Genomic DNA, 14,583 nt, shown 5'->3' with positions numbered 1-14,583 from the left:
TTGCGATATCTGGTGTTACTGCTTTATTTTCTGACGTCCTGGGCGACCGCCAGCAGCGGTGAGATGCCTGAAGAGCAGCAAATGGCAGTAAACTACATTCAAGCGCTGACCGAACATGACTACGCCGCTCTCGCCCGATACTACAATCGCGACAGTGTTTTTCAGGACAGAACCGCCGGACGCAAATACAAGGGTGGGCGTTTTATTATCGAATTTTTCGAGCGCGCCCACGCCGGTGTACTGGAATACAACTTCAGTATTGAGCACATGTACAACTCAGGCTCTCTGGTGGTCATGATAGGCAACTACCGTTTCAAGGGGCCGGGTGAACAATTCGGTAAGCCGGGTAAAATCATTGACGTGGCCGTGCCTGCGGTCACCACCCTGAGACTGGATATGCGCAATCACAGGGTGACCGAACACACCGACCTTATCGACTATCAGACCATGGCCGACCAGCTGTCCATGCAATAGAGGCCGTCTCTGCAAAAGGCAATGTCCCTGCAAAAGACGTTATGCGTTTAAAGACAGGGTGGGCAGCAAATCTTTAAAAACAAAACGGGCGCTTAAGGCGCCCGTTTTGTTTGATGAGATGAAAGAGCTGGATTAGCTCAATGTCACCTTGGCGAACTTACGCTTGCCTACCTGGAATACGGCGCTCAGACCGGCACTGAATACCTGCTTGGCATCTTCCAGCTTTTCACCGTCCATCTTCACCGCACCCTGCTTAATCATACGCATAGCATCGGAGGTCGACCCCACGAGACCGGCTTCTTTCAGCAGGTTGGCAACTGCCATGCCTTCGCCACCGGCGCTTAGGGTCACTTCTTCGATATCATCGGGGATGGCACCCTTCTGGAAACGGTCGATAAAGTTCTGGTGAGCGGCATCAGCAGCGGCCTGGTCATGGAAACGGGCAATAATTTCCTTGGCCAGCGCAATCTTGATGTCTCTTGGGTTGGCTCCGGCTTCCACATCGGCCTTGAACTGCTCAACTTCGGCCAGCGGGCGGAACGACAGCAGGTCGAAGTAGCGCCACATCAGCACGTCTGAAATAGACATCAGCTTACCGAACATTTCGTCCGGCGCTTCGCTCACACCTATGTAGTTGTGGGCAGACTTGGACATCTTCTTCACGCCATCCAGGCCTTCCAGCAACGGCATCATGATCACGGTTTGTGGCTTTTGACCTTCGGCCTTTTGCAGCTCACGACCCATCAGGAGGTTGAACTTCTGATCGGTACCACCCAGTTCAATGTCAGCCTTCAGTGCAACCGAGTCCCAGCCCTGCAGCAACGGGTACATAAACTCATGGATGGCGATGGGCTGACCGCTGCCATAACGCTTTTTAAAATCATCACGTTCCAGCATGCGGGCAACGGTTTGGTGGGAGGCCAGGCGGATCATGCCGGCAGCCCCAAGCTGTTCGAGCCAGCTGGAGTTGAATTCGATGCGGGTCTTGGCCGGATCGAGAATTTTGTACACCTGCTCCTTGTAGGTTTCGGCGTTGGCCAGAACCTGCTCACGGGTCAGTGGTGGACGGGTGCTGTTTTTACCACTAGGGTCGCCCACCATGCCGGTGAAGTCACCGATAAGGAAGATAACTTCGTGGCCCAGCTCCTGAAACAGACGCAGTTTGTTCAGAATAACCGTGTGGCCCAGATGGATATCGGGAGCGGTAGGATCGGCACCCAGCTTCACCCGCAGAGGACGGCCCTCTTTCAGTTTCTCAATCAGATCTGCTTCAAGCAGGATCTCGTCTGTGCCCCGTTTAATTTCTGCTAATACCTGGTCCAAATCAGCCATGTTGGCAGCTACCTCTGTGGTTATCCGATTTCAATCAAAGAGACCTATGTTACTTGTTAGCCTGGGCAAATGAAAGTGTGTACACTAGGCCCAATCGACAGGAAATAGGGATTTGGTACCCGGGTCAAATGACAAAGGTTATTACGCTTCTCAAGCTGCTCCCCAAAAAGCATCAGGTCATTCTGAGCATTCTTTTATTGTTAACCACAGTCACCCTGTTTTTCCCCTCTGAGGATGCCGAAGCCTCACGGCAAACCCCAGTAGCCAACGACAATATCGACTTTACCCTGCCCTTGTCACAGCGCACCCCCACGCCGCCAATGGGGCAGGCCGCAGACATAGACATAGCCGCTCCAAACGGTGAAAGCGTGCAGGAAGCCATGCCAAGTGCGAAAGCCAGCGCCACGCCATCCAACCGCGAAGTGGAGCATTTTGAAGTCTCCAGGGGGGACACGCTGGCAGCACTGTTTCAGCGTGCAGGACTCTCCAGCCGCGATGTTTACGAAATCACCCGGCTGCCGGAGGCCAAAAACAACCTGCTGAAAATCATGCCCGGGGAAGAAATTGTCATCATGAAAGATGACAAGGGTGAGTTTGCCGAGCTCAGCTACCGTATTGACGGGGTGTCGACTCTCACGGTGCAGCGCACCGAATCCGGATACAGCGAGCGAATCGATGTAAAGCAGCTGACCACACGAACCGATTTTGCCCAGGGCAAAATTTTCAGCAATTTTTGGACAGCAGCCGTGGATGCAGGCCTCAACAGTGGCCAAATCATGGATTTGGCCACTGTGTTTGGCTGGGACATCGACTTCGCCCAGGATCTGCAAAAAGGCGATACCTTCGCCCTGCTCTATGAAAAGCACTATGCCGATGGCGAGTTTGTGCGAAATGGTGCCATTCTGGCGGCCGAGTTTATCAACGACGGTAAACGCTACACCGCCGTGCGCTACGAAGACGGTAACTACTATTCCGAAAGTGGCCAGAGCATGCGCAAAGCCTTTTTGCGATCGCCGGTGGACTTCAATTACGTCAGCTCCAATTTCAATCCCAAGCGCCTGCATCCGGTAACAGGTCAGGTCAAGGCCCACAGGGGCGTTGATTATGTAGCCGCCATTGGCACACCGATTAAAGCCGCCGGCGCGGGCAAGGTGATAGAGGCTGGTTACAATCAGTACAACGGCAACTATGTCTTTATTCGCCATAACGGCACCTACACCACCAAGTATTTACACCTGAACAAGCGCAGGGTGAAGAAAGGTGATTCGGTAAAACAGGGGCAAATTATCGGAACGCTCGGAAAAACCGGCCGGGTAACAGGAGCTCACCTGCATTACGAATTTATCGTCAACGGGGTACACAGAAATCCCCGCACCATTGACCTGCCTAAAGCAGAATCCATCAGTAAAAAAGAGTTGGCTAAATTCAGCCGCATCAGCAAGGATTTGATGGCTAAAATTTCCTTTAACAAGCAACAGCAACTGGCGCTGGCGCCAGAGGGCAAGCAGACTCCATGAGCCAATCTTTGTTTATCGGACTCATGTCCGGCACCAGTATGGACGGCGTGGATGCCGTCCTGGTGGATTTCGACACCCCCTCCCCCAAACTCATCGCCACCCACACAGAAGCCATTCCGGAACACCTGTTCAAAGGGCTTCAACGTTTGTGCCAGCCCGGCCAGGATGAAGTGAATCGGCTGGGGCGACTCGACCGCAGCGTTGGCAGCCTCTTTGCCAAGGCCGTCAACAACCTGCTTGCCAGCAGTGGCATAGATAAGTCCCAGGTTGTGGCCATTGGCAGCCATGGTCAAACCGTCAGGCACATGCCCAACCTCGAGGTTGGGTTCACGGTGCAAATCGGCGACCCCAACACCATTGCCGCCGAAACAGGTATCGACGTGATTGCTGATTTTCGCCGCAAAGATATCGCCCTCGGTGGTCAGGGAGCACCGCTGGTCCCGGCATTCCACCAGCAGATTTTCGCAAAAGCAGATAAACGCCGGGTGATCCTCAACATAGGTGGTATCGCCAATATCACCTGGTTGCCGGGCAATGCAGAGGCGGTTCTTGGATTTGATACCGGGCCGGGCAACACCCTGATAGATGGCTGGGTACAGCAGGTAAGGCAGCAGGCTTTCGATCAGGACGGCGCCTTTGCCGCCAGTGGTAAAACCGATAATGCGCTCTTGGCCCAATTGCTGTCACATCCGTATTTTATGCAGCCATACCCCAAGAGCACAGGTCGTGAGCTTTTCAATAACGCCTGGCTGGAGCAGCAACTGGAAAAGTTTGGCTACCTCGACGAGGCCGATATTCAGTCAACTCTGCTGGACTTAACCTGCCACAGTATCGCGGCGGACATACTGAAGCTGTCAAACAGCGGCGAGCTGTTTGTATGCGGTGGTGGCGCCCTTAATATTGAGCTGATGAACCGCCTGCAGGCTCTGTTACCCGGGTTCACCATGACCACCACATCAGCGCTTGGGGTCGACCCCAAATGGGTTGAGGCCATCGCCTTTGCCTGGCTTGCCCTGCGCCATCATCAGGGACTGCCGGCCAATTTGCCCGCCGTCACAGGGGCAAAACGGGAAGCCGTACTCGGCGCGCGTTTCCCGGCGGCGTAACCAAGTCATCAATAAAAAAACGGCCGATAGGCCGTTTTTTTATTGATGGTCGCTCGCCTCAATGCAGCGCAGGATGCCTCAATCGCATCACATCACGCCTTGGATAGTTCCAGGACACCAGCACCAACTTTTGCTCTTTTTCCACCCACACCATGTTTTCCTGGCGGCTGATGCTGTTGGGGGGCAGCTCAATCAGCGGCCTGACCTCTGCCCTGGCAAAGTCAAAGTAACTGAGCAATGCCGAGCCCGAATGGCGCTGACGAAAGAAGACCCCGTCATCGGATACTGTCCAGTTGTAGCCGTCACTCATCAACTTCGCTCCCAGCACCTGCTCTGGCTTCCCGCCTTGCCATGGCATGCGCCAAAGCCCTCGTGGCCCGGTGCTGTAGCTGAAATAAAGCCAATCTCCCAATACCTGAAGACGCCGCACCATAATGGAAGACACCAGGGTTGGAGGTTTGTTATCCAGATGGAAGCGGGTCAAACCATCCACAGTGCTGGCCAGCAAAAAGCTGTCGTCTCCGCTCCATTCAGGACGGCCGTGGTTGATATAGGGCGACGCCACGACCCGGATGCTGTTGTCGCGAATATCCAGAATATGCAGCTTGTTACCCTCGTGATTGGTATCGGCGGCCACAAAGGCGATGCGACTGCCGTCGTGTGACCAGGCGGGCGAAGTGGCCTGACGTTTCAGTGAGGTGTGCATTTGCCGCCGCTGCCCGTCCACGTCCGAGGTCCAGATTTCATTGTGCTCTGACTCATTGGACACAAACACCAAGCGCCCGGCCTCGGGTGAGTAATCCGCATAACGCTGGCTGAAGTTGCCGTAAATCATCGGAAACGGTGCCTGGGGCACCTTGGCGAACGGATGCATAGTGACCAGCTGGCGATGGTTATTGTAGTGATAGAACACCAGCTCATCCGAGTCAGGCACAAACCGGGGGTAGCTTAAACCGTCCTGATCCAGTGAAGTGATTTCGCCAGTGTCGGTATCGATGAGATAACCGCCTCTGTTACCTGCCTCTTCGGTGCTGTACACAAGCCGCCGCCCGTCTCTGTGCCAGGAAAGACCACGGATATCTTCAATCCCCTGGGTCAGTCGTCGCTCACTGCCATCGGCGAGATGGCGTAAAAAAATGTCTTCCGAGATATCGCCAAAACGCCTGGCGATGGCCAGGGTTTGCCCATCGGGACTAAAGGCAAAATCCCGGTCGCGGTAGGGGCATTCGGTGTCGCAGGACAGGCGCACCGGCTCTGCCTCTTCACCGGTCAAATCCAGCAGGTATATGCCCGCATTCTTTTGTGGGGCATTGGTGGTGATAAACGCCAGGCTAGTGCCATCGGCGGTGAGGTCGATGGCCGTCGTGACACTGGTGCAATTGGCAAGGGGGGTGAGCCTGCCATCTTTCAAATCCAGCCGGGTTATCTTGCATTCTCCGCCAGACGCACTGGGGAAATATAGTGACTTGCCATCGTTAGACCAGACGGCACGCAGCTCATCGGAACTGTCCGGGGTGAGCTGTCTTGGACTGGCATCGGGATGCTCCAAATCCAGCTGAAACAGGCTGCCGTTTTTACCGGGCTGCTGGCCGCCATACACCAAAAAGCGGCCATCGGGGGACACACTGGGGAAACGCTCTGAGCCGCCATCGCTGGTAAGCCTGTCCACCCCGAATGGGCGGTGCAGCGTGTCTTTGTACCAATGGTGGCCCGCCACTGCCAACACCACTGCGAGGGTCAGCGAGCACCCCAACAAAGCCCAGCCCAAGAGACGACTCTTACGTTCGAGCCGCAATTGTCCATCTTCTGCGGGTAACTCGAATCTGGGTTCGATACAGAGGCGGTATCCGGTTTTACGGACTGTTTCTATTACCTCTCCCGCGCCGAGCGGTCCGAGTTGTTGCCGGAGGTGCCACACAGCGTTTGTGAGCGCCTTTTCGCCCACATAGGTATTGCCCTCCCAAATATCGTTGATCAGCGCCTCGCGGGTCACCACCCTGGGATACTGGTGAGCAAGATAAGCGAGCACTTCAACAAACTTGGGCTGCAGGGTGATGCGCTCCTGCGCACAGTCGGCAGAGGCGGGAAACAGCAGGCTATTGTCGCTCGCATCGATACGGCAACTGCCGAGGAAAAATACGCTCTGTTTGGTCTCAAGCATCACAGGCCATCAGGGTCTTATTGGGGTGACGTCCATATTAAAAGTGCACCGGGTGCATGACAAGTGAAAACACCTCAGACAAATTTATCCAACTGATTGTATTTAAATTAAATAGATAAAAAATAGAGATAGAAACAAGCAATAATCGAGGCACCTTTGATTGCCGCATCCGTCAACATTTTTTACAACCCGGTAATCAATCCGTCTGTGGGATCTTCCATGAAACTCTGCCGCCCGATACCGACCCTCGTAATAAGCAGTCTGCTCGCATTTCCACTCAGCCTGGCCAACCTTGCCGTCGCTGCCGAACAAGCGGCAGGCTATCAGCTACCGAGCTCATCTCTTGCAGCCTTGGTTGAACAGGCAAAACAGGACAAGGTGCTCTTGTCTCCTGATGGTTTTTGGCTATTAAGTTTAAGCCCCCAGGGCGCTCCGGACGTAAAGCAACTCGCTCAGCCCATGATGCGTCTGGGCGGAACGGAAATCGACAGCCATCGTCATCTGCCAGGCAAATTGCCCACCCTGTACGAGGAGCTGAATCTGAGGCGCGCCAGTGACATGCAGCCTCAATCCATTCCAGGGCTGAGCGCATTAATGCCAGTAATGGCGCCAAGGTTCTCTCCCGACGGTAAAACCCTGGCCTTAATAAGCCTCGCCACCGACCTGCCGAGTTTACACTTGATTGAGCTGGCATCGGGTAAGGTGCAGAAACAGGACTTAAGGCTCAATTTCAGTTTGGGGGTGAATTACCGCTGGCTGCCAGACAGCAGCGCCCTGCTGCTGCCTCTGGTTGTTGCTGATTCAGGTAAGGCGTCTATTTCAGAAAGCGCCCTTCCAGGCATGCCCGGAATCAAAGAGAGTCAACCCAATCAGGTGGCGAAACGTACCCACAGAAACCTGTTGAAAACGCCCGCCGATCACCAGGCCTTTGCACAGCAGGTGTTGAGTCAGTTGGTTTTACTCCCAAGAGAAGGTGAACTTCGCCCACTGGGAAGTGCTGGTTTTTTGCTGGATGCCGACGCCTCACCCGACGGCCGCTTTGTACTGATTGAGCAACTGACCGAGCCCTTCTCCAACAGAGTGCCCTACCGCGGCTTTGCCAAAGGCTACGAGGTCATGAGTCTGGCAAGCGGTGCAACCCTTTACCGCGTCGGGGTACCCGGCAGCGACACCGAGCGCGATGATGCTGACACGCCCGGCCCCGCGCCAAGGCTATTCCACTGGCAGGGCGAGGCCAATCTGGTGTGGGCCGAGGGAAATCGCAGCGAGGAAAAAAGTGTAAAGACGCACGAGCCCGACGCACCGGCAAAAGACGACTCGGTGCAAAAGCGCAGCGACACGCAAAAGGCTGAAGTGAGCTTCAGGGATACCCTCTATACCCTGAGTCCGCCTTTTAACATGCCCCCGAAAGTACTTGGGCAAACCCAGTGGCCCATCAGCGCCATCAATTGGCGCGATGATGGTAAGGCCTTGATAAGCCAACTCCGTCGCAGCAAGCAACTTATCAAAGTGAGCCTGCTAGCCCCCGCCACTACAATGACTGCCACTGAGAATACCGCCACAGCCTGGCAGGACTGGTATCAGATAAGCAGCAAAGATAAATATCAGGACCCGGGCACGCTGGTACGCGATCCCGTTACCCATCTCGTGGCGACCCGAAACGGCGCTATGTATCACTATGGCGATGGCCATTCAGACGAAGGAATGCGCCCCTTTCTGGCCACCAGCAAGGCGGGAGAAGCTCGCAGCCTCTTGTGGCAAAGTGCGCCATCGGCGTTCGAGCGGGTGGTGACACTGGAGTCTGTCTCACCACTTCGGCTGCTCGTGAGCCGGGAAACCCCGTCGCAGCCACCTCAGCTCTATCGGGTCTGGCCGGACAGCAATAAACGCGAAGCCTTGATACCGCTGGCAAAACGGCAAGCCTCCCTCGAAGGGATACAGAAGGAGCATATTCAGTTCACCCGCGCCGACGGCCAACCCTTATCCGGTACCCTCTATCTCCCGGCCAACTACCGCCCCGGTGATGGTCCGCTGCCGGTGCTGATTTGGGCGTACCCGAGGGAGTATAAAAATGCCGAAGTGGCTGCCCAGGTCGACTTTAATCCGCTCTCTTACCCCAGGCTGAGTCCGCTCAGCGCCCCGGCCATGGTGGCAGCGGGATTTGCGGTATTTGACAGGGTATCCATGCCCATTATCGGTGTTGGCAAAAATAAGCCCAACGATACCTTTCTCGAGCAACTCACTGCCAATGCCGAGGCAGCCGTCCGGGTGCTGACCGACAGAGGCATAGCCGAGCCAGGTCGCATCGCCGTTGGCGGGCACTCCTACGGCGCCTTTATGGTGGCCAACTTGCTGGCCCATACCGACCTTTTCGCCGCCGGTATCGCCCGCAGTGGTGCCTATAATCGCAGCCTCACGCCATTTGGATTTCAAAATGAGCGGCGTAACTATTGGGAGGCCCAGGCGCTTTACCAGCAGATGTCGCCCTTTAACGTGGCCGACAAAATCAATGAGCCGCTGCTGCTTATCCACGGCGAAGCGGATGCCAACTCGGGCACTTACCCCATGCAATCGAGCCGCTTGTTTGAGGCGGTTTCTACCCTCGGCGGTCAGGCCCGCCTGGTGACCCTGCCCTTTGAGGGCCACAGCTACAGAGCCCGAGAGTCCCAGCTGCATGTGCTGTGGGAACAGGAAGCCTGGCTTCGAAGCCATCTGTCACCCAAAGAAACGGCAGCCGCAGCGAATGCTGAGCCTCTGTAGTTAATAAGCCTGCGCATCAGATTCCCCGGGGAATGGCAAACCACAGCACTCTTTTTCCCCGGGTGAACAAATGTTACCATGCGGCCACAATCGGGCCGTGCCTTTTGCACGCTATTTGCCCCACCGAGAGAGTGCTACCCATGACCAAGAAAACACTGGCGCAAATCACCGCCATGACACCCGAAGCCCGTTACGACTACCTGGTTACCGAAGTTAAAGAACATAAGGAAATCTGGACGTTGCAGGATCAGGATGGTTGCGTAATGCTGACCACAGATGACGATGACTGCATCCCCATGTGGCCCTCTGAAGAGGCTGCTGCACTGTGGGCAGTGGACGAGTGGCAGGACTGCGAACCTCTGTCCATCCCACTCAATGAGTGGTTGGAGCGCTGGGTAGTGGGCATGCAGGACGACGATCTTCAGGTTGCTGTATTCCCGGTACAGGATGATTTGGGTGTAGTGGTACCACCCTGGGAACTCGAGAGCCGCCTGCAGCCCAAGACCCGCCACTGATAAGGGGGATGCATGACAGAGCAGAGCATTCCCAAGGCAACGCCCATGCCCAAGCGCTTGATAGCATTGATGTTTCTCTATACTGCTGCGGCAGTGAGTGGCATTGTAGCCAAACAGGGTGTGATCTTTTGCCTGTTGACCTTGCTGATGGTGGTGGCGGTATTTGCCCGCCAACGCGCAGGCTTGTGGTTTCTCAGGGGTTACACCCTGGTGCAACTTGCCATGGTCAGTATGCTGCCCTTCATTCTGGATCAAGGGGATGATGTGGCCACAGGTCCCAATACGCTGAACCTTGCCGGAATGCCCTTCGAGGCATCGGACTATGCCATTTTCGCCGTCCTGATTGCGCTGTGCATGGTGCAGGTTTGGCTGGTGTTTACGCACAAGGTAGGTAAGTTTTTCAATCGGGCTCAAAACTTCAACCTGATGAGCTGATGGGTATTCGTGACTGATGCGGATGCGTAATGCGGATGCGGATGCGGATGCGGATGCGGATGCGGATGCGTAAAAAGTTAAGCCGCCGAATCGCCAAATAAAAAAGCCGCCTTTAGGGCGGCTTTTTTATTAAAAGGCAAAAGAGCTTACACAGAGAAGCTGGCGCCACAGCCACAGGTGGTGGTGGCGTTGGGGTTCTTCACAAAGAAGCGTGAACCTTCCAGGCCTGAGGTGTAATCCACTTCACCGCCCATCAGGTATTGCAGACTCATGGGATCGACCACCAGCTGAACACCCTGCTTTTCCACGGTGAAATCGCCGTCGTTCACCTTTTCATCGAAGGTGAAACCGTACTGGAACCCAGAACAGCCACCGCCGGTAACATAAACACGCAGCTTGAGTGCTTCATTCTGCTCTTCATCGAGCAGAGCCTTAACTTTGGCAGCCGCTGCATCGGTAAAAGAGATGGGCATGGCTACGTCAGCTTGTTCAGTCATTACTACCTCGAACTTCAGATTGCTGCCCGGAATTATCCGTTACCTGACTATTTTGTTCAAGTATTATACCGGGCTCTTTTGTCTCCCCCGTCAGCATCGGCAGGCTGAATTCCTGCTCTGCCAGGGCGGCCTGATTATAACGCCCCTTGGAGACACGTATCTTGGCCTTGATGGTCGTCAATTGAAACTCTGCCGGGAATGTCACAGGCGTTTCAAGCACCTGGAAGTAACGGAAGTCGAAATTATCAAGCTTGGCGCCCACATCTTGCAGCTGCAGACTGGTCAGCTTGTTGTCCACCAGACCCACCAGGGTTAAATCCAGACTTCCTTTGATGTTTTGCCGCCGCTTTTGCAGCTGGGTTAACACCACCTTGAGCCTTTGTTGCCCCTCAACCGGGGATGCGGTGAGCTCCATCCCATGGATGGTAACGCCTTCGGCGTTTTCGTTGGGCGCCATCACAGCGCGGTAAAACGCCAGCTCCCGCTCAAGCTCCCGCTGTTTGGCGGCCTGCTCGGTGAACATGGTCTGCATCTGGACGTTGGCTTCCTTCTCCACGGCCAGCTCCAGATTGCGACTCGCCAGCAGTTGATTTTGGGTTTTCAGCTCCTCGGCCAACTGCTTGGCCCTGCCGCCACCGAGATTCAACACAGGTTGCTCCATCGACAGAGTCAAATGGTAGCTAAGGGCACCCAGTAAAAACGCGACCAGCATCAACAAAAACAAATACCAGCTCGAAGGGCGGAATTTGCGCTCCATCACTTGCAGCCTATCGAGCCAACGTTGATAATTCGCCATTGAATAACAGCCTCTTAGTAACTTTCGGTCCGCCGGACCTTCGACGGGGCAGAATAACAGCATAAGCATGGCAAAGGCCAGCACCCGGGGCCGATGCACAGGGCAGGCATGAAGATAAAGACCCGGCTCGAGGCGATGCGTCGACTCGCCCTCAGATATTTTCACACAGAACTCAGAGACAAGCTGTCCGAGGCGCGGATCAGTCTGCAACTGTGTGGTCTGGCCTTGTGTTTCGCGCTTATTGCGTCCCTGGTCATTATTTTGTTCCGCTTGCTGCTGGAAGGCGCCAACCACTACTCCGGCATAGAACGTATGGACATGGAAGCCATGGTGTACGACTGGCGGGCGCTGCTGCCGCTTATGGGCGCCCTGCTGATTTGGCTGGTTGCAACAATCGGCTCCAAACGTTACCGGCGCATGGGTATCGCCTATGTGCTGCACCGCTTTAAATTGCACTACGGCAAAATTCCTCTGCAATCTGCCCCCGGGCAGTTCTTTCAGGCGCTGATTGCCCTTGCCACCAACTTCTCTGTGGGCCGTGAAGGCCCGGCCATTCACCTTGGCGCAGTGAGTGCCAGCGTACTGGCGGAAAAGTTCAAACTCCCCGATAACAGCGTGCGCATCATGTGTGCCAGCGGCATAGCCGCCGGGATTGCGGCCACCTTTAACGCACCGCTGGCGGCTGTGGTATTTGTATTTGAAGTAGTGGTGCGGGAATACAAAATCCATTACTTCTTTCCCATCATGATCTCGGCTATCTGCGGCGCCCTCTCAAGCCAGCTGGTATTCGGCAACGTGCACGAATACGATGCCATTCAAGTGTTTCATATCCCGCTGGATCACTACCCCTTGCTGGCCCTGGGCGGCGTGGGGCTGGGCTGCGCTGCCGCCGCCTTTAACTGGACCCTGCTCAAAGTAACCGCCACTGGCCAGCACTGGCCCCTGATAGTCCGGCTGCTGCTGGCTGGCAGTATCACTACTGTTGTCGGCATCGCCCTGCCCCAGGCGCTGGGTTCGGGGGATTTGGCCATCAATGCGGTCATTGCCGATAACCCCGGGCTCTTGCTGCTGATAGCCTTGCTGATTGGCAAGATGATTGCCACCATTGCCGCCATCGGCCTTGGCATTCCCGGCGGACTTATCGGCCCACTGTACGGCATCGGCGCCCTGCTGGGGGGGATTCTCGCCCTTATCAGCGCCATGGTATTTCCCTCAATTGCGCCCTACGTGGGGCTCTATACCGTGATTGGCATGACGGCCATGATGGGAGTATGCCTGAGCGCGCCGCTGGCGGCCCTGGTGGCGCTCTTGGAGCTTACCAACGATGCCTCCATTATTTTGCCTGCCATGTTCGTAACTATTCCGGCGTTTCTGGTGGCCTATCAGTGGTTTCAAACCGAGTCGGTGTTTTTTAGGCAGCTGGACATCATGGGGCTGGGTTATAAGGTGCCACCTGTGAATCAGGGGCTGCAAAAAACCGGCGTGCGCGCTCTGATGGACAGGCGCTTCGTGGTGGTGAAAAACGATGACGAGTTGCTTCTTGAGGTGATGAAGCGCGCCGAGGGTCGCCCTGTAATGGTGCGAAGCGCCGAGGGCGAAATCCAGATGCTGCGCCTGGAAATGCAATCCTTTGAAGACAGCACCACGCTGTCGCGTCAGCCGATGCAAGGGTTGCCCGATACCGCCACATTAAACGAAGCCTACGAGATCCTCTCACCGAAGCGAACTGGCGAAGTTTATATTTATCAGGGAGATAAAGATAACCTGGTCGGCGTTATCGGCTGGACCAAACTGCAACAGGAAATTCGTTCCGGTCAGGTGTGATGGGCCGCAGGTAATTTAGCTGTCGCCATTTCAAAGCGCTGCCCCTTCTGCTATAGTTGCGCCTCAGCCAAACCCTACATAAACCAGGGGCGGAAAGGCCTTATCGCCACTCCCTCCCACAGCAATTGGAAAGCCGGCTGATGACTCAGTTCAAAGGATCTCACATCCTCTCCGTAAACCAGTTCAATCTGGACTCCATTCACACTATTTTCAATGTTGCCGAGCGTATGGCGCCCTATGCGTTACGGGAAAAACGTACCCGGGTGTTGGATGGTGCCATCTTGGGGAACCTGTTCTTTGAACCCAGCACCCGTACCCGGGTGAGCTTTGGCTGTGCCTTTAACCTGCTGGGCGGCCGCGTGGCCGAAACCGTGGGCATGGCCTCATCATCACTGTCCAAGGGTGAATCGCTGTACGACACAGCCCGTGTGCTCTCGACTTACTCAGATGTGATTGCCATGCGTCATCCCGATGCATACTCGGTGCGCGAATTCGCTGAGGGTAGCCGGGTGCCGGTGATCAACGGTGGCGACGGCCCCAACGAACACCCGACTCAGGCACTGCTGGATTTGTTCACCATCCAGAAAGAACTGAGCCACGCCGGTATGAGCATTGACGGCATGCACATCGCCATGGTGGGCGACCTCAAATTTGGCCGCACGGTACACTCGCTGTCGCGCCTGCTGTGCCTGTACAAAAATGTCAGCTTTACCCTGATTTCTCCCAAAGAGCTGGCAATGCCCGATTATGTGATAGCCGACATTGAAAATGCCGGTCATAAGGTCACAATAACCGATCAGCTGGAAGGCAATCTGGACAAGGCCGACATCCTGTACCTGACCCGAATTCAGGAAGAGCGCTTTCCCTCACAGGATGAAGCCAACAAGTATCGCGGCAAGTTCCGTCTCAACCGCAGCATTTACACCCAGCACTGTAAGTCCAATACGGTGATCATGCATCCGCTCCCCCGGGACTCACGTGCCCAGGCCAACGAGCTGGACAACGATTTGAACAGCCATCCGAACCTGGCCATCTTCCGCCAGGCCGATAACGGGCTGCTCATTCGTATGGCACTGTTTGCCCTGACATTGGGCGTGGACGAGCAGCTGGAAAAGTACGAGTGTCCGGTTAACTGGTATTCACGCAAGGCTGACTTCTAAGGGTCG

The 14,583-nt window shown here is 55.4% G+C and carries 12 protein-coding genes; 8 read left to right on the top strand and 4 right to left on the bottom strand.

Translation table 11 applies throughout. From position 1 onward, the window contains the following. Positions 1–63 precede the first annotated feature (63 nt). A complete protein-coding gene (locus K0H79_RS04310) occupies positions 64–474 on the top strand; it encodes a nuclear transport factor 2 family protein (protein ID WP_258405524.1) in 411 nt (136 codons plus the stop codon). A 132-nt stretch (positions 475–606) separates the two neighbouring features. Here K0H79_RS04310 and tyrS read toward each other — a convergent pair whose 3' ends face one another. Then, a complete protein-coding gene (tyrS, locus tag K0H79_RS04305; RefSeq protein ID WP_220077445.1) occupies positions 607–1,806 on the bottom strand; it encodes a tyrosine--tRNA ligase in 1,200 nt (399 codons plus the stop codon). A 128-nt stretch (positions 1,807–1,934) separates the two neighbouring features. On the opposite strand from tyrS, the gene K0H79_RS04300 reads away from it, so the two are divergent. Both K0H79_RS04300 and K0H79_RS04295 read left to right on the top strand, forming a co-directional pair. Further along, a complete protein-coding gene (locus K0H79_RS04300; protein ID WP_220066939.1) occupies positions 1,935–3,323 on the top strand; it encodes a peptidoglycan DD-metalloendopeptidase family protein in 1,389 nt (462 codons plus the stop codon). Then, entirely contained in the window at positions 3,320–4,429 is a 1,110-nt protein-coding gene (locus K0H79_RS04295; protein ID WP_220077444.1) for an anhydro-N-acetylmuramic acid kinase, read from the top strand. Before K0H79_RS04300 ends, K0H79_RS04295 begins: the two co-directional genes overlap by 4 nt. Positions 4,430–4,487: 58 nt before the next feature. Here K0H79_RS04295 and K0H79_RS04290 read toward each other — a convergent pair whose 3' ends face one another. Beyond that, complete coding sequence (locus K0H79_RS04290) at positions 4,488–6,590, bottom strand: winged helix-turn-helix domain-containing protein (protein WP_220077443.1); 2,103 nt, start codon at positions 6,588–6,590, stop codon at positions 4,488–4,490. A gap of 219 nt (positions 6,591–6,809) precedes the next feature. Between K0H79_RS04290 and K0H79_RS04285 the strand changes: the two genes are divergently transcribed. The 3 genes from K0H79_RS04285 to K0H79_RS04275 all read left to right on the top strand — a co-directional run bounded on the left by K0H79_RS04285 (position 6,810) and on the right by K0H79_RS04275 (position 10,300). Then, positions 6,810–9,350 carry a prolyl oligopeptidase family serine peptidase gene (locus K0H79_RS04285; protein WP_220077442.1) on the top strand — a complete coding sequence of 847 codons (2,541 nt, stop codon included), beginning with the start codon at positions 6,810–6,812 and terminating at the stop codon, positions 9,348–9,350. Positions 9,351–9,490: 140 nt separating this feature from the next. Next, positions 9,491–9,865 (top strand): DUF2750 domain-containing protein, encoded by a 375-nt coding sequence (locus K0H79_RS04280; RefSeq protein WP_041409682.1) that lies wholly within the window; start codon positions 9,491–9,493, stop codon positions 9,863–9,865. 12 nt (positions 9,866–9,877) lie between these two features. Continuing rightward, positions 9,878–10,300: a hypothetical protein gene (locus K0H79_RS04275; RefSeq protein WP_220077441.1), complete on the top strand. Its 423-nt coding sequence runs from the start codon at positions 9,878–9,880 to the stop codon at positions 10,298–10,300. Positions 10,301–10,446: 146 nt separating this feature from the next. Here the strand turns inward: K0H79_RS04275 and erpA are convergent, their stop codons facing one another. Then, positions 10,447–10,797: an iron-sulfur cluster insertion protein ErpA gene (gene erpA / locus K0H79_RS04270; protein ID WP_220066934.1), complete on the bottom strand. Its 351-nt coding sequence runs from the start codon at positions 10,795–10,797 to the stop codon at positions 10,447–10,449. Beyond that, positions 10,790–11,593 carry a DUF6776 family protein gene (locus K0H79_RS04265; RefSeq protein WP_220066933.1) on the bottom strand — a complete coding sequence of 268 codons (804 nt, stop codon included), beginning with the start codon at positions 11,591–11,593 and terminating at the stop codon, positions 10,790–10,792. Before K0H79_RS04265 ends, erpA begins: the two co-directional genes overlap by 8 nt. 108 nt (positions 11,594–11,701) lie before the next feature. On the opposite strand from K0H79_RS04265, the gene K0H79_RS04260 reads away from it, so the two are divergent. Continuing rightward, entirely contained in the window at positions 11,702–13,417 is a 1,716-nt protein-coding gene (locus K0H79_RS04260; RefSeq protein WP_220077440.1) for a chloride channel protein, read from the top strand. Positions 13,418–13,557: 140 nt separating this feature from the next. Next, positions 13,558–14,577 carry an aspartate carbamoyltransferase gene (locus K0H79_RS04255; RefSeq protein ID WP_203326185.1) on the top strand — a complete coding sequence of 340 codons (1,020 nt, stop codon included), beginning with the start codon at positions 13,558–13,560 and terminating at the stop codon, positions 14,575–14,577. The last annotated feature ends 6 nt before the right edge of the window (positions 14,578–14,583 follow it).

Source organism: Shewanella sp. FJAT-52076, assembly GCF_019457455.1.
Lineage (GTDB): Bacteria > Pseudomonadota > Gammaproteobacteria > Enterobacterales > Shewanellaceae > Shewanella > Shewanella zhangzhouensis.
Note: the sequence above shows the minus strand (reverse complement) of the source record. Positions and strands in the feature narration are given on the sequence as shown.